20 protein-coding genes and 1 riboswitch are annotated in these 21,955 nt (G+C 58.8%); of the genes, 15 read left to right on the top strand and 5 right to left on the bottom strand.

Features of this window, described 5'->3' with window-relative positions:
• Positions 1–218: 218 nt before the first annotated feature.
• The 4 genes from BLO49_RS03890 (at position 219) to BLO49_RS03875 (ending at position 7,609) form a co-directional block, all read left to right on the top strand.
• Complete coding sequence (locus tag BLO49_RS03890; RefSeq protein WP_090644406.1) at positions 219–521, top strand: hypothetical protein; 303 nt, start codon at positions 219–221, stop codon at positions 519–521.
• Between the two features lie 80 nt (positions 522–601).
• Positions 602–2,230, top strand: a complete 1,629-nt coding sequence (locus BLO49_RS03885; protein WP_090644403.1) for an alpha-amylase family glycosyl hydrolase — start codon at positions 602–604, stop codon at positions 2,228–2,230.
• 121 nt (positions 2,231–2,351) lie between these two features.
• Positions 2,352–4,385 (top strand): S9 family peptidase, encoded by a 2,034-nt coding sequence (locus BLO49_RS03880; protein ID WP_090644400.1) that lies wholly within the window; start codon positions 2,352–2,354, stop codon positions 4,383–4,385.
• 203 nt (positions 4,386–4,588) lie between these two features.
• Entirely contained in the window at positions 4,589–7,609 is a 3,021-nt protein-coding gene (locus BLO49_RS03875) for a TonB-dependent receptor plug domain-containing protein (protein WP_090644397.1), read from the top strand.
• Between the two features lie 123 nt (positions 7,610–7,732).
• Here the strand turns inward: BLO49_RS03875 and BLO49_RS03870 are convergent, their stop codons facing one another.
• Positions 7,733–8,503 carry a PhoH family protein gene (locus tag BLO49_RS03870; RefSeq protein ID WP_090644394.1) on the bottom strand — a complete coding sequence of 257 codons (771 nt, stop codon included), beginning with the start codon at positions 8,501–8,503 and terminating at the stop codon, positions 7,733–7,735.
• 364 nt (positions 8,504–8,867) lie between these two features.
• Between BLO49_RS03870 and BLO49_RS03865 the strand changes: the two genes are divergently transcribed.
• Positions 8,868–9,398: a gamma carbonic anhydrase family protein gene (locus BLO49_RS03865; RefSeq protein WP_090644392.1), complete on the top strand. Its 531-nt coding sequence runs from the start codon at positions 8,868–8,870 to the stop codon at positions 9,396–9,398.
• 54 nt (positions 9,399–9,452) lie between these two features.
• Entirely contained in the window at positions 9,453–9,740 is a 288-nt protein-coding gene (locus tag BLO49_RS03860) for a TFIIB-type zinc ribbon-containing protein (protein ID WP_090644389.1), read from the top strand.
• 7 nt (positions 9,741–9,747) lie between these two features.
• Here BLO49_RS03860 and BLO49_RS03855 read toward each other — a convergent pair whose 3' ends face one another.
• The 3 genes from BLO49_RS03855 to ispH all read right to left on the bottom strand — a co-directional run bounded on the left by BLO49_RS03855 (position 9,748) and on the right by ispH (position 12,058).
• Entirely contained in the window at positions 9,748–10,572 is an 825-nt protein-coding gene (locus tag BLO49_RS03855; protein ID WP_090644386.1) for a flagellin, read from the bottom strand.
• Positions 10,573–10,655: 83 nt separating this feature from the next.
• Positions 10,656–11,108 (bottom strand): ribonuclease HI, encoded by a 453-nt coding sequence (gene rnhA, locus BLO49_RS03850; RefSeq protein WP_090644384.1) that lies wholly within the window; start codon positions 11,106–11,108, stop codon positions 10,656–10,658.
• Positions 11,109–11,110: 2 nt separating this feature from the next.
• A complete protein-coding gene (ispH, locus tag BLO49_RS03845) occupies positions 11,111–12,058 on the bottom strand; it encodes a 4-hydroxy-3-methylbut-2-enyl diphosphate reductase (protein WP_090646089.1) in 948 nt (315 codons plus the stop codon).
• Between the two features lie 223 nt (positions 12,059–12,281).
• On the opposite strand from ispH, the gene BLO49_RS03840 reads away from it, so the two are divergent.
• The 4 genes from BLO49_RS03840 (at position 12,282) to BLO49_RS03825 (ending at position 16,133) form a co-directional block, all read left to right on the top strand.
• The gene (locus tag BLO49_RS03840) at positions 12,282–12,953 is read left to right on the top strand and encodes a Tat pathway signal sequence domain protein (protein ID WP_245678846.1); all 672 of its coding nucleotides are present in this window, start codon (positions 12,282–12,284) and stop codon (positions 12,951–12,953) included.
• 61 nt (positions 12,954–13,014) lie between these two features.
• The gene (argS, locus tag BLO49_RS03835; RefSeq protein WP_090644381.1) at positions 13,015–14,850 is read left to right on the top strand and encodes an arginine--tRNA ligase; all 1,836 of its coding nucleotides are present in this window, start codon (positions 13,015–13,017) and stop codon (positions 14,848–14,850) included.
• 124 nt (positions 14,851–14,974) lie between these two features.
• Positions 14,975–15,706: an NYN domain-containing protein gene (locus BLO49_RS03830; protein WP_090644378.1), complete on the top strand. Its 732-nt coding sequence runs from the start codon at positions 14,975–14,977 to the stop codon at positions 15,704–15,706.
• A complete protein-coding gene (locus BLO49_RS03825; RefSeq protein WP_090644376.1) occupies positions 15,699–16,133 on the top strand; it encodes a hypothetical protein in 435 nt (144 codons plus the stop codon). Before BLO49_RS03830 ends, BLO49_RS03825 begins: the two co-directional genes overlap by 8 nt.
• Here BLO49_RS03825 and BLO49_RS18350 read toward each other — a convergent pair.
• Positions 16,130–16,291, bottom strand: coding sequence for a hypothetical protein (locus tag BLO49_RS18350; RefSeq protein ID WP_170828193.1), 162 nt, complete (start codon positions 16,289–16,291; stop codon positions 16,130–16,132). The two genes, BLO49_RS03825 and BLO49_RS18350, sit on opposite strands and share 4 nt — an antisense overlap.
• 262 nt (positions 16,292–16,553) lie before the next feature.
• Positions 16,554–16,642, top strand: a riboswitch (glycine riboswitch).
• Positions 16,643–16,749: 107 nt separating this feature from the next.
• Between BLO49_RS18350 and gcvT the strand changes: the two genes are divergently transcribed.
• From gcvT to BLO49_RS03800, 5 genes are all read left to right on the top strand, one after another.
• On the top strand, positions 16,750–17,895 hold the full coding sequence (gene gcvT / locus BLO49_RS03820; protein WP_090644373.1) for a glycine cleavage system aminomethyltransferase GcvT: 1,146 nt from the start codon (positions 16,750–16,752) through the stop codon (positions 17,893–17,895).
• A 48-nt stretch (positions 17,896–17,943) separates the two neighbouring features.
• Positions 17,944–18,321, top strand: coding sequence for a glycine cleavage system protein GcvH (gcvH, locus tag BLO49_RS03815; RefSeq protein ID WP_090644371.1), 378 nt, complete (start codon positions 17,944–17,946; stop codon positions 18,319–18,321).
• A gap of 153 nt (positions 18,322–18,474) precedes the next feature.
• A complete protein-coding gene (gene gcvPA, locus BLO49_RS03810) occupies positions 18,475–19,815 on the top strand; it encodes an aminomethyl-transferring glycine dehydrogenase subunit GcvPA (RefSeq protein WP_090644369.1) in 1,341 nt (446 codons plus the stop codon).
• Positions 19,812–21,350, top strand: a complete 1,539-nt coding sequence (gcvPB, locus tag BLO49_RS03805; RefSeq protein WP_090644366.1) for an aminomethyl-transferring glycine dehydrogenase subunit GcvPB — start codon at positions 19,812–19,814, stop codon at positions 21,348–21,350. The genes gcvPA and gcvPB overlap by 4 nt, the downstream gene beginning before the upstream one ends.
• Before the next feature lie 79 nt (positions 21,351–21,429).
• Positions 21,430–21,834, top strand: a complete 405-nt coding sequence (locus BLO49_RS03800; protein WP_090644363.1) for a PGPGW domain-containing protein — start codon at positions 21,430–21,432, stop codon at positions 21,832–21,834.
• Positions 21,835–21,955: the final 121 nt, after the last annotated feature.

Below are 21,955 nucleotides of genomic sequence, written 5' to 3'. Positions count from 1 at the left end.
AATGCGGGTTTTGCCTTGACTTGCAAGGAATTGATAAAAAAGTACGAGGATACCGGTCGCCGCATTTCCACAGGTGTGGGAAATATTAACACTTGTCGCCTAAGTTGACCTTGGCGGCAACTGTGGTCGCACGAAAGAACGACGCAGACATGCGCAAGGCGACATCAAGGCTTATAATAATCGCTCTTTGGAGCCTGAGCCTGTCAGGGTGCAACCACTTGGGCCTATGCTCGGAAGAGCATATCGACACCATTGCCTCTCCGACTGGTCATTATCAGGCGGAGGTCGTCAACAAGGAGTGTGTTGGTGCTTCGCCGGTGCAGGAGGTTTTTCTGCGTCGAGCCGAAGGTCTGATGAACGGGCGAACCGCCGTGGCGATCTTCGATGCGTCCAATTCTGAAAAGCCGGTGGACCTGACCGTCAAATGGCGAGGCGAACATCGTATTGTCATTACAGCTCACGGCGCCAAGGTCTGGTCGTTCCAGCCCAACTGGCATGATGTGCGGGTCATGGAGCGTTAGCCGCGCATACGTATTCAGCTTCCCAAGCCGCGGGCGAGGTGCCACCTTGCCGGCACAGAATAAATAAAGGGAGGTCAATCATGTGTTTTAAGCGTATCGCGCAGTGCGCCGCCGTATCCATACTGGCCCTGGCGGGCGTCGCCCATGCGGGGATTGACGTCTCGCCCGTGGCTGTGGAAGCCAAAGCCAGCGCGTTGCCGAAGGACTGGAACAAAACCGCCGTTTTCATGGAAATCTTCGTGCGCTCCTACAAGGACAGCGACGGCGACGGCATCGGCGATTTCAACGGCCTGACCTCGCAACTCGATTATCTGCATGATCTCGGCGTGACTGGAATCTGGCTGATGCCGATGATGCCCAGCCAGGATGGCGACCACGGTTATGCGGTCAATGATTATCGCGCCGTCAATCCCGATTACGGCACCATGGCCGACTTCGAGCGCTTCGTGCAGGAAGCCCATAAGCGCGGCATTGGCGTCATTCTCGATTTCGTCGTCAATCACTCCGGCAGCGGCAACGCCATCTTCCAGGAAGCAGCGAAATCGAAGGCCAGTCCGTACCGCGACTGGTATGTTTTCGCTGACAAAAATCCTGGCTGGTATAATGAAAAGATGCGCGGGGTCAGCGGCGCCTATTATAACGATCCGTGGAAACCAGTGACGAAGATCGTGCCCGGTGGGGTCGGGCTCTATTATGGCGTCTTTTCGGACTCCATGCCGGATATGAACCTGAAGAACCCGAAGGTGATCGGCTATCTTCAGGACACCATGCGCTTCTGGATGAACAGGGGCGTCGATGGCTTCCGGCTGGATGCCGTCACCATGCTGATCGAGGACGGGCCCAAAGCCTATTTCAACAACCCCGCCAATCCTGGTATCGTGGCCAAGCTGCGGGAAACGCTCGATGAATACGACAATCGCTATATGATCTGCGAGGCTTCGGAAGGCGCGGACATGTACGTCAAGGCGTGCAGTGCCTTTGCCTATGGTGTTCAGCAATCGATCATCGAAGGCGCGAAGACGGGGGCGGTGCAGCCAGCCCTGATCTCCCAGTTGCAAAACCCTCATGCCGACCTGATGCCGCTGGCCCTGCAAAGCCATGACGCCTATGTCGGCGACCGGCTGATGAACCAGTTCGGCGTCAATGATCCGGCGGATTACAAACTTTCCGCCGCCATCTCGATCCTGGCCTCGGCCACGCCGTTTGCTTATTACGGCGAGGAAATCGGCATGAGCAATGGTGGCGCGTTCAACGATCCCGGCATCCGTTCGCCGATGAGCTGGACAGGCTATCCGCGCACGGCAGGCTTTACCAAGGGCACGCCTTACCGCGATGTGGCGATCAATGTCGCCAGCCAGAATGTGGCGATCGAGGCGGGCGACCCAAATTCGCTGCTCGAATACTACCGCGCGCTTTATATGCTTCGCCGCGATCATCCGGTCTTCGGAACGGGCCGGTTGGACCTCCAGTCGAAGGCCGGCGATCCGACTTTTGTTTTCACGCGCACAGGGCTTGATGATAAGGTGGCAGTGCTGGTCAACCTCTCCGATGCGCCGCAAGCCTTGAGTGCCACAGTGGGAGAGGGGCGGTTTGTCCAGTCGCTGCATGTGGTGGGAGAGGCGTCGGACCAGTCAGTGGCCAGCGAAGGCGGCAAGCTCACAGTCGTGGTGCCGGCCAAAACGACCTGGGTTTTCACGAAAAGCCAATGAGCGCAGGTCGCATTACAAATTGGTAAGGTGACATGAAAGCGCCGTCAATCCGCCACAAACGGGTTGACTGCAGCTTTCTGACGTGCCCAGTTTGTTGCAAAATTTACCGGAGTGCTGACCCATGACCCGCGGATCATCCAATCCCCTCAAAGCCCTGCTGAAATCCACCGCTATTGCCGCTCTGTCGGTTGGCTTGCTGGCGGGTGGTATAGGCATCGCCCACGCCGCCTATACCCCGCCAGCCAAGCCTGTGTCGATCGACGACCTGGCGCGTTACGACGAACTGACAGGCGTCACCATATCGCCTGATGGCAAGCATATTGCCGGTCTGATTGCCGTGAAAGGGCAGAAGTGGCCTGTCATCTCGATATGGGATACGGATGACCTCAGCAAGAAGCCGATCTGGATTCCTTCGGAGACACAGCGGATCGAGGGCGTCGGCTTCTTCAGTAATGACAAGATTTATTTCCAGACGGAACAGCCGATAACCGGCTATGACGGCAAGCCAACCTTTACCACCAAGGTTTATTATTCCGATCTGGAAGGGCGAAAGATCGAAGAGCCGTTCAAGATGACCGGCACACTCAATAAGGATGTGCGCGATTCTATGGCACGTACGGCATCTGCCAGAATATTCAACCGTAATCTGTATGATGACACCAAGGTACTCATGGAAACGGTTAATCCGGATGACTTCGCTCAGAAGATCTTTGAACTCGACACCAAAACCGGCAAGACCCGCACGGTGGCTTTGGGGTCTACTGAGTTCAATTTTGTGGCGGCAGGCGTGGACCTCAATACCGGCGAGCCATTGATCAAGGAGCAGATTGATAATGTAGGCGGTGAGTATTGGTATAAGGTCTATATAAAGGACAGGGCGACCGGGGAGTGGGTTTATCACGCGCCGCTTAGCTATAAGGTCGCCGAACGCAAGAAGATCGACATTCAGGGTTTTGACACGGACCCCAATCAGCTTGTTGTTTCGACCAATATAAATGGTGATAAACTGGCCATTTATGATTACGATATTGCGGCACAGAAATTCTCGGCTGAACCTTTGTTTGCCAGTGACAAGTACGACATTGACGGGGTCGGTTTTGCTATTGACCGCGCCAATAGGAAGACTGAAATCTTCGCCGTCGCTGTGGAAGGACCGGCGACCACGATCAGCTATCTTGATCCGAAGTGGGCGGCGGTGCAAAAATCGATTGAAGCCAGTTTCCCTGGCAAGAATGTAAACCTGACCATTAACCGTGACACCTACCAGATGGCGGTGGTCGAGGTCGAAGCGCCGGACTTACCCCCGCAATACTACCTTTACAAGGATGGCAAGCTGCAACCGCTGGGCGGTGCCAAGCCGTGGATTGATCCGAAGACACTCGGCAAGGCGGAGTTCGTGACCTACAAGGCGCGCGACGGCCTGGACATTCCGGCGTTTATTACCTATCCCCCGGGCTGGACAGCCGATCAGGGACCGGTGCCGCTGATCGTTATGCCGCACGGCGGCCCGTGGGCGCGTGATCATTTTGGCTGGGATCCGGCCGGCTGGCCGCAGTTCTTCGCCACACGCGGCATTGCCGTTATCCAGCCGCAGTATCGCGGCTCGGAAGGTTGGGGTGACAAGCTGTGGAAAGCCGGTGACAAGGAGTGGGGGCAGAAGATGTCGGATGACAACGACGACGCGGCCGCCTATCTGGTCTCGAAAGGCGTTGCCGACCCGAAGCGAATGGCCATCATGGGCTATTCCTATGGTGGTTTCGCGGCCATCGCGGCGAGCGTCCGCCCCAATAGCCCCTATAAATGCGCCATCGCCGGGGCGGGGGTTTCCAGCCTGCAACGTATCGGCAACCTGTGGGGCGACAGCCACATCCAGCGCGACATTCAGGGCAAGACCGTTGATGGTATGGACCCGCTGAAAAATGTCGACAAGGCTAATATCCCCATCCTGCTCTATCATGGCGATCATGATCGCCAGGCCGATACGGAGCACTCCCGCATGTTCTACGCGGCCATGAAGGCCGCTGGTAAGGATGTGCAGTACACCGAAATCAAAGGCATGTGGCATACCTTGCCATGGCATGTGGAGTGGCAGGAGCAGAGCCTGGGATTGATGGAAGATTTCCTGAAAAGCCCGAAATGCGGCCTGATCAATTAGGTATTTTGCGACCGCAAAACATGAACAATTTGTAATGTAATAAGGCCCCGCAACCCGTTGCGGGGCCTTATGTTTGTGCAAGTGCGACAAAGTCGTCACATGTTCATTTTTAAGTTCGTCCTGCAACCATTTTGTTATTGCGTCGAAATTGTGACGGGATAGTGTTCGCTCAGGTCCGGGGACCGTACATAATGGAGCTATTTATGTCGAAATCGACGAATTTGACGCGCAAATGGTTGCTGGCTGGCACCATATTGACCACCCTCGCTGTGGGGCTGCCTGCCATTGCCCAGGAAACCACGCCGCCCGCTGAAGATACGACTGCGGCGCCCGCTGCCCCGGAAGCCGCTCCGGCTGACGATAACACCACCGAAATTGTTGTGACCGGTTCGCGCATTCGCAAGTCGGAATTCAACTCGGCAGCGCCGGTTCAGGTCATTACGGCTGAAAAGTCGAGCATGTCCGGCATGATCGACGCCGCGCAGATCCTGCAAAGCTCCTCGATTGCTTCCGGTTCCGGCCAGATCAACAATACCTTCACCGGTTATGTCGTTGATGGCGGTGCCGGTATCAATACCCTGTCTCTGCGTGGCCTCGGCGCCCAGCGGACTCTGGTACTGATCAACGGCCGCCGCATGCCCCCCGCCGGTGTTGGCGGCACGGTTGGTCCGGTCGACCTGAACTTCATTCCGCAATCGATGGTTTCACGCTATGAAATCCTGAAGGATGGCGCCTCGTCGATCTACGGTTCCGACGCCGTGGCCGGTGTTGTCAACATCATCACCACCAAGAATTTCGACGGCTTCCATATCGAAGCCTCCGGCCTGAAGTCCGAGAAGGATGGTGCCGACAGCTATACCGCCTCGGCTATGTACGGCAAGACTTTCGACAAGGGCGGCATCCTGATCTCGGGTGAATATTTCGAGCAGCAGGAACTGACCTATCGTGATCGGCCGGGCCTCGCCTGCCCGCAATTGCTGCGTTACTCCACGGCGGACGGTTCACGGGCCGATCGTATCGATCCGCGCACTGGCGAGTTCAAGTGCTACAACGCTTCAGGTGTTTGGGGAAGCGCAATTATCGACAACTTCAGCCCGCTGATCGGTAGTTCTCCAAGCGCAGATTTCTATTTCTACGCGCCGAATCATACCAATGGGCCACTTAACAACTATGTCCTCTATGATGGCACGGCATCCACTGTCGTGTGGGAAAACGACAATCCGGACCCAGCGTTGGACACCACCGCCATTTCGCCGGTCAAGCGGGTTTCGCTTTTTGCTCAGGGGCAATGGCGTCCGGACTGGCTAAATGGCGCTGAACTCTATACTGAACTGATGTTTGGTGAGCGTAAATCTTCGCAACGTACTTGGGCGCAACTCTTTCCGTATTATTCATCCCATTCCAGTGTGAATCCGCTCCCACATACGCCGAATGCGGATTTCCCTGAAGCTGCGTACGACTATTATGGATTTGGTCCTGCCCAACCCTATGCTCAACCTATAACCATTTTTGAATCTGATGCATCGCAAAAGGTCGATCTTGGCCGTTTCCTTGGCGGCGTGCGCGGCACTCTGTCGTCGTGGAACTGGGATGCTTACGCCTCCTATTCCAAGAGCGTTGGCAAGTATGATAATACGGCGATCTATGCTGACCGTGTGAACTGGGGCACCGGTTTCGACCAGGTCAATTTTGTCGAAATCGATGAATGCGGCGCCGGCGCGCCGGCAGGCTGCGTGCCTCTGAACCTGTTCAGCCCGGATGCGCAATCGACCGGCAAGCTGACCCAGGCGGAGTACGACTATTACTTCACGGTCGATCACGGCAAGACCGATTACTCGCAGTTTACGGCGGAAGCCACGGCGACCGGTGATATCATGCAACTGCCGGCTGGTGCCCTGGGCGCGGCCTTCGGTATCAGCTTCCGCAAGGATGAGATCAACGACGTGCCGGGTGAACTGGCTCGTAACGGTAACTCCTACAACCGTACTTCGGCGGGGATTACCAAGGGTGATGATCAACTGAAGGAAGTCTACGGAGAATTGGAAGTTCCGATCGTCCGTGGCAAGTTCCTGTTTGAAGACCTGACCCTGAACCTGTCCGGCCGTTACAGCGATTATGACAGCGTCGGCAGCGCCAATACCTACAAGGTTGGTTTCAACTGGGCGCTTGACAACATCTTCCGGGTCCGCGGCACTGCCGGTACGTCCTTCCGTGCGCCGGCCCTATACGAACTCTATCTCAACGATCAGACCAGCTATCTGTCGCAAAGCCAGGTTGATCCCTGTATCAATTACGACAAGATCGGTGCGGACGGCGAATATGCGGTCAACGCCACGATCCGTGCGAACTGCGCTGCTGATGGTGTCGCCGGCGACTATACCGGCGCCGGCAGCTCGGCCGTGCTGACCACCGGGGGCGGCCTTTACCTGAAACCTGAAACTTCATATGCCACGACCCTTGGTTTTGTTCTGACGCCGCCTGATACGGGCTTCAAGTTCGCCATGGATGTATGGAAGACCAAGATCAGCGATCAGATCACCTCCAATGGTGCGGCCGTTGTCGGCGCTTGCTACGGCAGCGTTCAGTTCCGTTCGCAGCCGGGCTTCTGCGACAAGTTCGTCCGCGATCTCGATCCGACATCGACGACCTTCAACCAGATCCTGACGATCGATGCCAGCTATCGTAATATCCCGACCGAAGAAACGGCCGGTATCGACTTCACGGTCAGCTATGAGCACGAATTCAACTTCGGCAAGCTGACCTCCGACGCCCAGTTTAGCTGGTACAAGTACTACAAGAGCCAGCAATATGAAGGTGCTGTGATCGATGACTATGTCGGCACTATCGGCAATCCGAACTGGGTGGGCGATGTTCAGACCAAGTTCACCCATAAGGACTGGCAGGTAGCCTGGACCTTCAACTATACCGGTGCGGCCAGCAATCTCGGCTGGTACGGCGAAGTTGGCCACAACGCGGCCAATACCTACACCTACAAAGCTTCGGTGCCGCCGTTCGTTACGCATGACCTCGAAGTCCGTTACCGCGGCAAGTCGTTTGACGTCATTGCCGGCATCAACAACGTCCTTGATGAGTACGCCCCGGTCATCGGTGATGGCCTCTATTCGGGCTCGGCCTCACGTCTGGGCAACTATCCGTTCTCCAGCCAGTACTACAGCGGTCTGATCGGGCGTCAGTTCTATCTGAACGTATCGAAGGACTTCTAAGTCTTGATGAAGTGACTAAATGAAAGCGGCGAGGATGACCTCGCCGCTTTTTTCTTTTTGCCGGAGCACAAAAAAACGGCGGGTCGAACGACCCGCCGTTTCCGTTTGAGCGCTTTGCTGCGCCTACAGCACGCCCAACATCTGCGCCACCAGCGGGTGACGCACGATGTCCTTGTCCTTCAGCCGGACCACCTGGATGGTCTCAACCGCCTCGAACTTGTCCGCTACGTCGGCCAGGCCGGAAATGCCGGGCAGCAGGTCGGACTGGTGAGGATCGCCGGTGACCACCATGGTCGAGTTCCAGCCCAGGCGGGTCAGCAGCATCTTGAGTTGGACATAGGTGCAGTTCTGCGCTTCGTCGATGACCACAAAGGCATTGTTGAGCGTGCGGCCGCGCATATAGCCGACCGGGGCGATCTCGATCAGGCCCTCGGCCATCAGGGCCTTGACGCGCTTCATGCTGAGGCGATCGGTGAGGGCGTCATAAAGCGGACGTAGGTAAGGGGCCAGCTTGTCCTCCATGTCGCCAGGCAGGAAACCGATCGATTCTCCGGCCTCGACGGCGGGGCGGGAAAGCACGATGCGGCCGACCTTGCCGGCTTCGAGCGCTTCCACGGCTTTCGCAATGGCGAGGTAGGTCTTGCCAGTGCCGGCGGGGCCGAGGGCCAGCACGAGGTTCTTCTCGTCGATGGCTGCCATAAGCGCCGCCTGGCCCTCGGATTTGGGTTTGATGGTCTTCACATAGGACTGATCACGTTCTTCATTGGCCGGCGACCAGCCATTATTGATGCCCGCACCATGCACATTCATACGGCGCACTTTCGTATCCGGCGCGAATTGCTCCGCATCCAGATTGCCTTCGCGCATGAAACGTTTGGCGGCTCGCTTGGTCATGGTGGGCTCCTAAAAAAGAACATGAAAAAAGGCGACGCCGGAAGTGGCTCGCCTTTGTCTACGGGATACGCGGTTGGGGGAGGAGATTCGGCAGCCGCCGGAAGGGCCATAAGAAGGGCCATCATCGCCGTGGGGCGGTGGAGGAGAAGCAAGGGATGAAAACGCAACCCGGACTGCCACTGTTAAACCTCTAAGGCTGGAACCTTTAAGTCTGATGCCGATCGCGGAAGGGGCGTACTGATTCCCCTGCCTGTGATGACGCTATCAGATTCGCCGAGCTTGGTTAGCGATATCTTAATTGCGCCGATCACTTTCATAATTTCGCAAATGCGTCATAAAGAACCAATCGGAAAAGGAGGCGTTCATGGCTATCTACGCATTGGGTGACAAGACGCCAAACCTGCCTGCGGATGATCGCTTCTGGATCGCGCCCTCGGCCGATGTGATGGGGGACGTGACGCTTCGGGAAGATGCCAGCATCTGGTTCTGCGCTGTGGTGCGCGGAGATAATGATCCAATCACCATCGGTGCCCGCAGCAATATCCAGGACGGTGCCGTGCTCCATTCGGATGACGGTTTGCCGCTGACCATCGGCGATGACGTGACTGTGGGCCACAAGGCGATGATCCATAGCTGCGAGATTGGCGACAACAGCCTGATCGGCATCGGCGCCGTGATCCTGGCGCGGGCGAAGATCGGCCGGAACAGCATTGTCGGCGCCGGCGCGTTGGTGCCGGAGGGAAAAGAATACCCCGATGGCGTGCTGCTGATCGGCCAGCCGGCGCGGGTGGCGCGCGAACTGACGCCGGAGCAGATCGGCAGGCTGACCCATTCGGCGGCGCATTATGTCCGTAACTGGCGTCGCTTTAAACGGGACCTGAAGGTGCGCCCTTGACTTTGGATTTTATAGTTCCATGTCAGAGGAATAGGCTTACCTGAAGGAGTTGCCATGCCGGCCCTGATCTGCCCTGTCTGCCAGGGATCGTTTCGTGAAGTCATCCGCGAAGGCATACTGATCGATATCTGCACCCAATGTCAGGGTGTGTGGCTGGACCGCGGCGAACTGGAAAAGCTGATTGCCCTGTCAAAAGACGACCGCGATATTCCGCTGCCGCCGCCGGCCCAGCCGCGTGCCCGGCGGGATGACGACTATGACAGTCGTTATGAGGGGCGGGATTTCTCGCACCGGAAGAAAAAGAAGCGCTTCGACTTCGGCGATATCTTCGATTTCGACTGACCGCTTACTATCGGAACAGACTAAGCACCCACGACTGGGACTGTGCGGAGAATGACAGCATCTGAATGGCCAGTTGCTGTCTCACCTGCAAGGATTGCAGCCTGGCGCTTTCCTTCGCCAGGTCGGCATCAACCAGGTTGCCGATGCCGGCGGTGATCGTATCCTGAAGCTTGCCGATAAAGGTCAGGTGATTATCCAGCGCCTTTGACGAGGTGCCGAGCCGGGCCAGGGCCGCCGAGACATTATTGATCGAGGAATCGAGCGTGCTCAGCAGGGCCGCAGCCGAGGTGGCGGTCGAAAAATCGGCATTGGCGCCGAGCGTCACGATGGAACCGCCCAGCGACATGTTCTGCGCGGCCACGGTCAGCCGGCTGGTGCCTTCGGCATTGGCCAGGGCGGCGATGGAGGTCTTGGAGCCGTTCAGCAGGTTGATGCCGTTGAAGCCGGCGGTGGCCAGCGTCTTGGTGATCTGGTTGCGGATGGCGACAAAATCGTTCTTCAGCGCACTTCGGGCGGTGGAATCGAGCGACGTATCCGAAGCTGCGAGGGCCTTTTCCTTCAATTGAGTCAGGAGATCGGACACTGATTCCCCGGCGGTCATGGCCACATCGACCACGGACGAATTGCGCGACAGGGACTCTTTCACGGCATCGAGCGATGAGACAGTCGAGCGCTGGCTCTGGGCGATGGCCCATGTGGCGCCGTCATCCTTGGCGCTGGCCACCTTCAGGCCGGTCGAGATGCGGTTCTGCGTCGTCTGAAGATCGCGGTTGATGGCGTTCAGATTCTGCAGGGCGATCATGGCCCCGATATTGGTGTTGATGGAGTTCATTTCTGAACCTGCGCTGCGATGACCTTCTGTCAGGGCGCATCATGTCATGACAGGGCTAACGGAGGTTAAAGATACGGAAATAATTATGCCCGTGCCCGTGCTTCCTCAATGCCCTTGTTGGCCAGTTGGTCGGCGCGTTCGTTCAGTTCGTTGCCGGCGTGGCCCTTGACCCAGATCCATTTGATCTTGTGCGGTTTTGCGGCGGCATCGAGCCTGATCCACAGGTCGTCGTTCTTCACCGGCTTCTTGTCGGCGGTTTTCCAGCCGCGCGCCTTCCAGCCTTTGATCCACTCGGTCATGCCTTTCAGCACATACTGGCTGTCAATATATAGCTTGACGTCACACGGTTTTTTCAGCGCTTCCAGCCCGGCGATGGCCGCCATCAGCTCCATGCGGTTGTTGGTGGTGCTGGGGTTGTAACCGTAGAGTTCCTTCTCGTGCAAGCCGGACATCAGGATGCAGCCCCAACCGCCGGGGCCGGGATTGCCCTTGCAGGCGCCATCCGTATAGAGGGTGACATGCGCGCGTTCAGTCATACTCAGGCGACGGCTTTGGGCAGTTTGAAGGTGACGGTCTCGCGCACGCCGTTGTTCTCGATCACCTCGGCGTCGAAACGGGCGGAAACGGCAGCGACCAGTTCCTCAATCAGGTTTTCCGGCGCCGAGGCCCCGGCGGAAATGCCGAGCGTATCGACACCATTAAACCACGACCATTCGACATGGGAGGCGTCGTCAACCAGATAGGCGGCCTTCGCCCCGCCGCGCAGGGCCACCTCGACCAGGCGCTGGGAATTGGACGATTTGGCCGAGCCGATCACCAGCACCAGGTCGCAATCGGCCGAGACCTGCTTGACCGCGTCCTGGCGATTGGTGGTAGCGTAGCAGATATCTTCCTTGTGCGGCACGGCGATATTGGGGAAGCGCGCTTGCAGGGCGCCGACGATCTCCGCCGTATCATCGACTGACAGGGTGGTCTGGGTGACGAAGGCCAGGTTCTCAGGATCGGCGGGCACGAATTCGCGTGCCTGCTCGACCGTTTCGATCAGCTTGACCGTGCCTTCGGGCAATTGTCCCATTGTGCCGATAACTTCCGGATGGCCGGCATGGCCGATCAGGATGATCTCGCGGCCTTCATTATGATGGCGTTCGGCCTCGACATGGACCTTGGAGACCAGCGGGCAGGTGGCGTCGAGATAGAACATCTGTCGGCTTTGGGCGTCTGCTGGCACTGATTTCGGCACGCCGTGGGCTGAAAAGACCACGGGGCGATCGGGCGGGCACTGATCCAGTTCCTTGACGAACACGGCGCCCAGGCCCTTCAGGCGATCGACCACATGCTTGTTATGCACGATCTCGTGGCGTACATAGACCGGCGCGCCATAGCGTTCGATAGCGCGCTCCACAATCTGAATGGCGCGGTCGACACCGGCGCAGAAGCCGCGCGGCGTGGCGAGATAGACTTTCAAAGGACGGACTTCGGAGTTCATATGGCTCACATAGGTCTTTTCGGCGGATTCTGCCACATGTAATCCGGCCCCTTCCACATAACACATCCGAAGCCCGTCCGCCGCACTTTGGCCGCAAGTCCTCCATAAAACCCTTTGAAAAGTGATTTCAAGACGCTACACATCCGTTAAGGATGCGCTTCGCTTGCAAGCCGCTTCGTTCATCTTATTGCTGTTGGGGATCTTCACGCCTATGTCAGTTGTTATGCGCCGTATTTGGGCCGGGGTCTGCCTGGGTGTGCTCCTCAGCGGTTCCGCCGGCGCCGCCATGGCCCAGATGGGTGGACGTGGTGGCGGTGCGGACGACGATCAGCAGGCTGCGGCCGATCGGCAAAAAAAGGATGAGGAGTGGGGCAACCGCTCACTGAGCCTTAAGAAGCAGAAAGCCGAAGGGCCGTGTCCCTACGTCAAGGTGCTTTATGACGCGGCGCGCTACCACCAGTTCAAGAATGATGTGCAGACGACCGCCGCCGCCATGTGGACCGGCGAAATCAACGGCATCCAGTCGGAATGCGCCTATCAGGGCACCGATCCGATCCAGGTCGGGATGGATATCAGCTTCTCCCTCGGCCGCGGACCGCAGGCGGAAGGCCAGACCAATGTCTATCATTACTGGATCGCTGTCACCGAGCGCGACAAGACCGTTCTGGCCAAGCAGGAATTTGAACTGCCGGTCACCTTCGCCGAAGGCCAGCAGCGGGTCGATGTGAATACGCGCCTGGAAGGCATTTATATCCCGCGCAAGGATATCACCATTTCCGGCTCGAATTTCGAGGTGCTGATCGGTTTCGACGTGACGCCGCAGATGGCCGAGTTCAACCGCGAGGGCAAGCACTTCCGCTATGTGACGCCGACCGAGCAAAAGCCGGCGCAATAAGCGTCTTGTTTTAGGCGCGGCGAGCCCCTATTACGGCGGAAGTTTTCCCCCGGATACCGCCATGCCTGCCTTTACCGAAGCCTTTATTGAGTCCCGTGACTTCAAGACCGAACTGAGCGCCAGCGCGGCCTCTGCCTTTGTGGCGGAAGGCTTCGATGCCTCGGTCGGCCGCGTGAATGCTTCGGACCGCCCCGACCTGGCCGATTTCCAGTGCAACGGCGCGCTCGCCGTGGCCAAGGCTGCCAAGGCCAATCCGCGCGAAGTGGCTGCCAAGATCGCCAGCCATTTTGATGGCGATACCCGCCTGGACAAGCTGGAAATTGCCGGGCCAGGCTTCCTCAACTTCACCCTGTCGCATGGTGCCCTGTCGGATCGCGCCAATGCCTTAGCGTCGGACCCGCGTATCGGCGCGCCAAAGGTGGCGCAACGCCGCAAGGTGATGATCGATTTCGGCGGCCCCAACGTTGCCAAGGAAATGCACATCGGCCATTTGCGCACGGCGGTGATCGGTGAAAGCCTCAAGCGCACCCTGCGTTTCCTTGGCGACGAGGTCATCGGCGATGCCCATTTCGGCGACTGGGGGCTGCAAATGGGCCAACTGATCGTTGGGCTCTCCGAAGAACAGCCGGACCTGCCGTATTTCGATGCCGGATTCACGGGGCCATATCCGGCGGAATCGCCTGTGACCCTGGCCGATCTTGGCCGCATCTATCCGAAATCGAGTGCTCGCATCAAGGCGAAGGACGCCGACTTTCTGGCCGCCGCCCGCAAGGCCACCAAGGAACTGCAGGACGGACGGCCGGGCTATCGCGCCCTGTGGCAGCATTTCGTGGTGGTCAGCCGCGAGGCCCTGAAGCGTGACTATGCCGCCCTCGGCGTCGAGTTCGACCTGTGGTACGGCGAATCCGACGCTGATCCCTATGTTGAGCCGATGATCGCCGACCTGAAGGCCAAGGGGCTGCTGGTTGAAGACAATGGCGCCCAGGTGGTGCACGTTGCGCGCCCCGGCGAGACCCGCAAGAAGAAGCTGGATGATGGTTCGGTGGTCGAAGTGCCGAGCCCGCCGCCCTTGCTGGCTGTCTCTTCCGAAGGCTCGGCCATGTATGGTACTACTGACGTTGCCACCATCGTCCAGCGCCAGAAGGAATTCGGCCCCGATCTCAGTCTTTATATTGTCGATCAGCGTCAGGCCGAGCACTTCGAGCAGGTCTTCCGTACGGCTTATCTCGCCGGCTACGCGCAGGAAGGTCAGCTGGAGCATGCCGCCAATGGCACGGTCAATGGCCCGGACGGCACGCCTTTCAAGACGCGTGACGGCGGTACGCTCAAGCTGGGCGACCTGATCAGCCAGGCGGTCGAAAAGGCCAATGCCCGCCTGCACGAGGCTGGTCTGGGCGAGGGGCTCTCGGAAGACGCCTTTGCCGATACGGCGCACAAGGTCGCCGTGGCGGCACTGAAATTCGCCGAACTCAGCAACCACCGTCTCACTAACTATATCTTCGATCTCGACCGCTTCATGAGCTTTGAGGGCAAGACCGGGCCGTACCTGCTCTATCAGGCGGTGCGGATGAAATCGATCCTGCGCAAGGCGGGCGAGCAAGGGCTGGCGGCCGGTCTGATCGCCGTGGCTGAACCGGCCGAACGTGAGTTGGTGCTGCTGCTCGATGGCTTTGATAACGCCCTGAAGGAAACCTATCTCAAGCGTGCGCCCAATATCCTGGCCGATCACGTTTATCGTCTGGCACAGGGCTTCTCGAAGTTCTATGCCGCCTGTCCGGTGCTGGTGGGCGAAGATGCCGCGCTCAAGGCCTCGCGTCTGGGGCTGGTCAGCCTGACCCTGCGCCAACTCGAACTGGGTCTCGACCTGATGGGCCTCAGCGCACCGGATCAGATGTAGCAGGGGCACGGCCCGGGGACGCCGAGCCCTGCACCCGTAATTCGGCAGTGTAAACAAACCTGCTGACAAACGCCCGTAACTGAGGTTTATTGTTACCAAGGCGTTAACGGGTGGGTTCGCGATCATGGCCAAGGGGCGGGAGACAGGTTCGGGAGGCGGCTGGTCATTGCCCTTCTTCCGCAAGCGCGCCGCCTTCTACTACGATGGCTTCAACCTCTACCACGCCGTCGATGCCTACAAGCGCCCCTATCTCAAATGGCTGAACTTAAAGGCCCTCGGCCGTGCCATCGCGCCGAAGTCCGAAGCGGTGAAACGCGTGGTCTGGTGCTCGGCCTTTTCGCCGACCCACCGCTTGAAACTGCAACGTCATGAGGATTACATGAAGGCGCTGCAAGGGCAGGGCGTGATCTGCCGCATGGGGCACTTCATCCACGCCATGGATGGCTGCAACAGTTGCGGGCACAAGTGGCAGATATCGGTCGAGAAGCAGGGCGATGTCAATCTGGCGCTCTCCATCGCCGCCGATGCCGAGGATGACCTGTTCGATATCTGCTATCTGGTGACGGCCGATGGCGACCACGCCGCCACGGCGCGCTATCTGAAAGAGCGGTTTCCCAAGAAAAAACTGGTGCTTGTCACACCGCCGGGACGCTATCATAATCGCCATATCGAACGCATTGCCGATCAATGCGTCGAAATCCAACCCCACCACCTGGAGGCGTCGCTCTTGCCGGAAATGGCGAAATACAAACAGCGCTTCCTGGGCCGCAAGGAAGTTGTGCCGCGGCCGGAACTCTATGACCCGCCGCAGGTGCGCGTCAAAAGTCATCTGAAGCTTATCGTCAATAATGGTTAAGTCGCTTGAACGCGGTCTGTACGACCTGCTGGAAACGCGCCTGTCGCCCGAATGCCTGGCGGCCTTCAAGGCGCGCGGCGATGACGCCTGGGTGCTCGGCGATCTCGATGACAATGCCACGACCGACTTCTATATCGACGACATGCTGACCCTGCTGGCCATTCATGGCGTCAAGCCGCCGGCGGAGCAGAAGGTCAGTCCGTTCTGGTGGCTGTGGCCGGATAAGTGCCTAGTCTATCGTGATTTCACGGTCGGTGAACTGAAGGCGTTGGCGAAAAGCAAGGTCTGGCCAGCGGACGCCTATTCTTACGAGCCGGTGCCATTGTCGCAGAAGCTGACCAGTCTGACGGTGATGCTGGTCCTGGCCGGTCTGGTGATCGGAATTGCGGCCCTGTTGGTCTTCTGGGCAGTGCACTGGCTGAGCTAAGAAAAAGCTTTCCAAAGTATCATGGCGACAATAACCACCAATGCGGTAATTCCATATTTTCCTTCAGCGGTTCCTTGCAATATATGTCCTAATTTAATGCCAATACTTTCATTGTGTTTTTTCGAAGTGCGCTTTTTAAAATTATTAAAATTAGACATACTGAAACCTGTTGAAGTGGTTAGACGATCATTCTTAAAAGTGTTCTGCGGTTAGTGGCTGATTAAATTAACCGAAATGCGAATTCCGCCGATTCATTCATGCCAATTAAAATTTTTTGCGCCATCTGCCTTGGTTGTCACAAAGCTTGTGACAACTGATAGAAGGGCAGCCGCGTGATAGACAGCGTTTTGGATTGTACTGCTCGGCAATACAATTTCGATGTGATCGCCTTGACTCTTAACGCCGCCTATCGCACAAGCGAAAAGACTCGCGGGAGAGAGTGTGACGCTCACACCGCCGAAGGCGCAACCGCCCCGGAAACGCTCAGGCAAACGGACCGCAAGACACATTAAAACGCTGGAAAGTAGAACCCTGGAGGTTCTCGCCGAAGGAGCAAATCTCTCAGGCTAAAAGGGACAGCGGGGGCAGAACGTATTCAAACCGTCTGCGAGCCCCCATGCCAGAAAACCAAAGCCACAGCGATTCCCTCAAGAATACTCCTTTATTTGACCAGCATGTCGCGCTGGGCGGCCAGATGGTGCCCTTTGCCGGCTACAACATGCCGGTCAAATATGAGGGCGTGCTGGCCGAGCACAAGTGGACCCGCGTCGAGGCTGGGCTGTTCGACGTCTCCCACATGGGCCAGGCGCGCCTGAGCGGCGAGGGCGCCATCGCTGTGCTCGAAGCCCTGACCCCGACCGATTTCGCCATCCTGCCCCAGGGCAAGCAGAAATACTCGCTGCTGCTCAACGAAGAGGGCGGCATTCTCGATGACTGGATGGTTTCGCGCCCCTTTGCCGAAGGTTTCATGCTGGTGGTCAATGCCGCCTGCAAGGATCAGGATTTCGATATCATCGCCGACTTTATCGCCAATGACGAAACCGGCGCTGATGTCGAGTTCGAAGTCCTGACCGACCGCGCCCTGCTGGCCTTGCAAGGCCCCAGGGCCAAGGACGTCATGACCGAACTCTGCCCGGCAGCGACTGAGATGTACTTCATGGAATGCGGCACTTTTGAGCTGTTGGGCGAAGTCGCCTATATCTCGCGCTCCGGCTATACCGGCGAGGACGGTTTCGAGATCAGCTTCCCGGCTGCGCGCGTCGCCGACCTGTGGGACGAACTGCTGTCCAATCCCATCGTCAAGCCGATCGGCCTGGGTGCGCGCGACAGCCTGCGCCTTGAAGCCGGTATGCCGCTCTATGGCCATGAAATGGATGCCGGCTACACGCTGGTCGAATCCAATCTTGGCTTTGCAATGAACAAATCGCGTCTGACGCGTGGCGACATCAGGGGCATCGATCGCCTGCGCGCCCAGCTCGACGGCAAGCTTGATCGTGTCCGCGTCGCCATCCGCGTGCTCGAAGGTCCGCCCGCCCGTGAAGGCGCCAGGATCGTCAGTGAAAATGGCGCCGAACTGGGCGTCGTCACTTCCGGCGTGCCGTCGCCGTCGCTCGGCTATTCGATCGCCATGGGCTATGTGCCGCCCGCCGCTTCGGCCATCGGCACCAGGCTGAAACTGGAAACCCGCGGCCGCCAATATGCCGCAGAAATCGTCTCTCTGCCGTTCGTTGCCAACGGCTATCACCGCAAACCTAAAGCTTAACCGCGCTCAAGCAGCGAAGCGGTAGCGCAACTTAAAAAGGGTAAGATCATGAAGTTCACCAAAGACCACGAATGGGTCAATGTCACTCCCGAATCTGGGGGCAATGAAGCCTTTGTCGGCATCACCGCCTACGCTGCTGAAGCCCTCGGCGACGTTGTTTTCGTCGAAGTGCCGGAAGTCGGCAAGGTTCTGAAAAAGGGCGACAGCTTCGCAGTCGTCGAAAGCGTCAAGGCCGCCTCTGACGTCTATGCCCCGGTGTCGGGCGAAGTGATCGAAGCCAATGACCTGCTGTCGTCGGCGCCGGAAACTATCAATGCCGTGCCGGAAGCCGGCGGCTGGATCGCCAAGATCAAGCTGGCCGACGCTTCGGAACTGGACGGTCTGATGGACCGCGCCGCCTACGAAGCCTATCTGGCGACGCTTTAAATTTAACGGGCTGCCCTTTGCCCCTCTCCCTGCTTGCGGGGAGAGGGTGGCTTGCTTGCAAGCCGGGTGAGGGGCCGAACGCCAGTGGAATCGCCCCTCACCCTAACCCTCTCCCCTCAGGAGGGGAGAGGGGACTTAAGTGCAGGATTTATAATGAGATATCTCCCCCTGAGCGCGAATGACCGCGCCGCCATGCTGGAAAAGATCGGCGTCGATTCGATCGATGCCCTGTTTGTCGATGTGCCGGAACCGGCGCGCCGCTCAGGCACGGTCGACCTGCCGAAGTTCGCCGGCGAACTGGAAGTCGAGGCGCAACTGAACGCCTTCGCCGCCCAGAACGTATCGCCCGCCAAGGTGCCGTTCTTTGTCGGCGCCGGCGCCTATCGCCACCATATCCCGGCGACCGTGGATCATATCATCCAGCGTTCGGAATTCCTGACCAGCTACACGCCCTACCAGCCGGAAATCGCGCAGGGCACGCTGCAGGTCCTGTTCGAGTTCCAGTCCCAGGTTGCCCGCCTGACCGGTATGCCGGTGGCCAATGCCTCGCTATATGACGGCTCGACCGCGGCCGCCGAAGGCGTGCTGATGGCGACCCGCGTGACGAAGCGCAACAAGGCCGTGCTCTCCGGTGGCCTGCACCCGCATTACCGCGAAACGGTCGAGACCCTGGCCCACGCCGTCGGTATCGAGACCGAAGCCTGCGCCGTGGCCGTCGATAATGAAGCCGATGTGTTGCAGCATATCGACGCCAACACCGCCTGCGTTGTCGTCCAGACCCCGAACGTCTTCGGCACCGCCACGGACGTTACAAAGATCGCTGAGGCCGCCCAGGCTGCCGGCGCCCTGCTGATCGTGGTCGTCACCGAAGCCATGTCCCTCGGCCTGCTGAAATCGCCCGGCGAAATGGGCGCCGATGTCGTGGCCGTCGAAGGCCAGTCAATTGGCGTGCCGCTCTCCTACGGCGGCCCCTATGTCGGTCTGTTTGCCGCCAAGGAAAAGTACCTGCGCCAGTTGCCCGGCCGCCTGTGCGGCGAGACCGTCGACGCCGATGGCGAGCGCGGTTTCGTGCTGACGCTTTCCACCCGCGAGCAGCATATCCGCCGTGACAAGGCGACCTCAAATATCTGTACCAATTCAGGGCTTTGTGCGCTGGCCTTCAGTATCCACATGAGCCTGCTGGGTGAGACCGGCCTGAAGCGCGTGGCCAAGATCAACTACGCCAAGGCCCACGCTCTGAAGGATCAACTGGTAACCGCCGGCTTTGACATCGTCACCCCGCGTTTCTTCAATGAATTCACCGTCAAATTGGCGAAACCTGCCATTGCAGTGGTGGAAGCCTTGGCGGCGAAGAACGTACTTGGCGGCGTACCTTTCGCCCGTCTGCAAAATGAACCCGGCTTTGAGAACCATTTGATCGTAGCTGTGACCGAAACCGTTTCGGATGCCGATATCGCTACCCTTGTCGCCACGCTTAAGGAGGTCGCCCAATGAGCATGAATAATGTTGGCCGCCCCAGCGCCCCTGAAATCACGGTTGAAACCACCTCGTTCAAGACCCTGCTCGGTGGCAAAGGTCTGTTGCAATCCGAGAAGCTGATCTTCGAGAAGGACGACTATGGCCGCACCGGCGTTGATTTCGCTGATGTCGCGATTGATGCCTCCGATCTCGATGGACTGCTGCGCAACGATCTCTCCCTGCCGGGCCTGACCGAGCCGGAAGCCATGCGTCACTATGTGCGCTTGTCGCAGAAGAACCACGCCATCGACCTGGCGCTCTACCCGCTCGGTTCCTGCACGATGAAGCACAATCCGCGCCTCAATGAGAAGATGGCGCGCGTGGCGGGTCTTGGCGATATTCATCCGCTCCAGCCGGTTTCGACGGTGCAGGGCGCTCTGGCCCTGATGGATACGCTGGCTCATTGGTTGAAAACCCTGACCGGTATGCCAGCCGTCGCCCTCACGCCGAAAGCCGGTGCACACGGCGAACTCTGTGGCCTGCTGGCCATCAAGGCCGCTCACGAGGCCAAGGGCGAAGGCCATCGCCGCACCGTGCTGGTGCCGACCTCGGCCCACGGCACCAACCCCGCCACCGCGGCTTTTGTCGGCTACACCGTGAGGGAAGTGGCGCAGACCGCGGACGGCCGCGTCGATGTCGCTGACCTGGCGTCGAAGCTCGGCCCGGATGTCGCCGCCATCATGGTGACCAACCCCAATACCTGCGGCCTGTTCGAGCGCGATATCGTCGAGATCGCTCGCGTCACCCACGAAGCCGGCGCCTATTTCTACTGCGACGGCGCCAACTTCAACGCCATCGTCGGCCGCGTCCGTCCGGGCGACCTTGGCGTCGACGCCATGCACATTAACCTGCATAAGACCTTCTCGACGCCCCACGGCGGTGGCGGTCCGGGCGCGGGGCCGGTGGTGCTGTCCGAAGCGCTGGCAGCGTTCGCGCCCAAGCCCTGGGTGGTTTCCAATGGCTCGGGTTTCGATCTGGTCGAGCACGATGAAGGTGTATCGGCGCAAAACTTTGGCCGCATGTGCGCCTTCCATGGCCAGATGGGCATGTTCATCCGCGCACTCACCTACATGCTGAGCCACGGCTCGGATGGCCTCAAGCAGGTCGCCGAGGATGCCGTGCTGAATGCCAACTATATCAAGGCCAGCTTGCAGGACCTGATGAGCGTGCCGTTCCCGGAAGGGCCGTGCATGCACGAGGCTCTGTTCGATGACGCCTGGCTGGAAGGCACCGGCGTGACCACGCTCGACTTCGCCAAGGCTATGATCGACGAGGGCTTCCACCCGATGACCATGTACTTCCCGCTGGTTGTTCATGGCGCCATGCTGATCGAGCCGACCGAGACCGAATCCAAGGACGAGCTGGACGGCTTTATCGCCGTGCTGCGCGCCCTGGCCGAGGCCGCTAAAGCCGGTGACGTTTCCCGCTTCAAGGGCGCGCCTTATCTGGCCCCCGCCAAGCGCCTGGACGAGACCCGCGCCGCACGTGCGCCGCGCCTGAGCTACACTTAACGGCCGGCTAACCACTTTTTATCGCGCGAAAGGCGAAGATGGGATGGACTTCCGGCGAGGTCCATCCCATCTTCATATCATGACAGTGTTCTTCAAATTGCTGATGACGGCGCTGGGTGTGGTGCTGATGGCGGTCGGGGTGGTAATCACGCCGCTGCCGGGGCCGTTTGGCGTGCCCATTATCCTGCTGGGCCTGATCATCCTGCTGAGAAGCTCGATGTGGGTGAAGCGGCTGTTCGTCAAGCTGGTTCACGCCCACCCAAAACTGCTGGGGCCATTGCGCGCCATGCTGCGGCCGGGCGCCAAGGTGGTCGCCATGCTGTGGCTTCAGGCCCTGCGCCTGGAGCGCCGTGTCCTGCCCAAGGAGCGGCGTTTTCTCTATCGTTTCCGTCACGACCTGAAGGCGATCCTGCGCAATCGCCGCCCGCGTCCGAAGCCCGCGGCCTTGACGGCTCACAAACCGCGCAAACTGCTGTCATATTAAGTGATGGCCAAATGACGATCTGTGGCAGGGTGCCGCATCGTTTCTTGATCTCTGTCTACCTATATAGATGCCAAGGTCGCCCGAGGCGGTCAATAATATGTGGCACAAACAAAGGCGGGCG

Origin of the sequence: Asticcacaulis taihuensis, assembly GCF_900100255.1 — a bacterium.
Lineage (GTDB): Bacteria > Pseudomonadota > Alphaproteobacteria > Caulobacterales > Caulobacteraceae > Asticcacaulis > Asticcacaulis taihuensis.
This window is presented reverse-complemented; position numbering and strand designations above follow the sequence as displayed.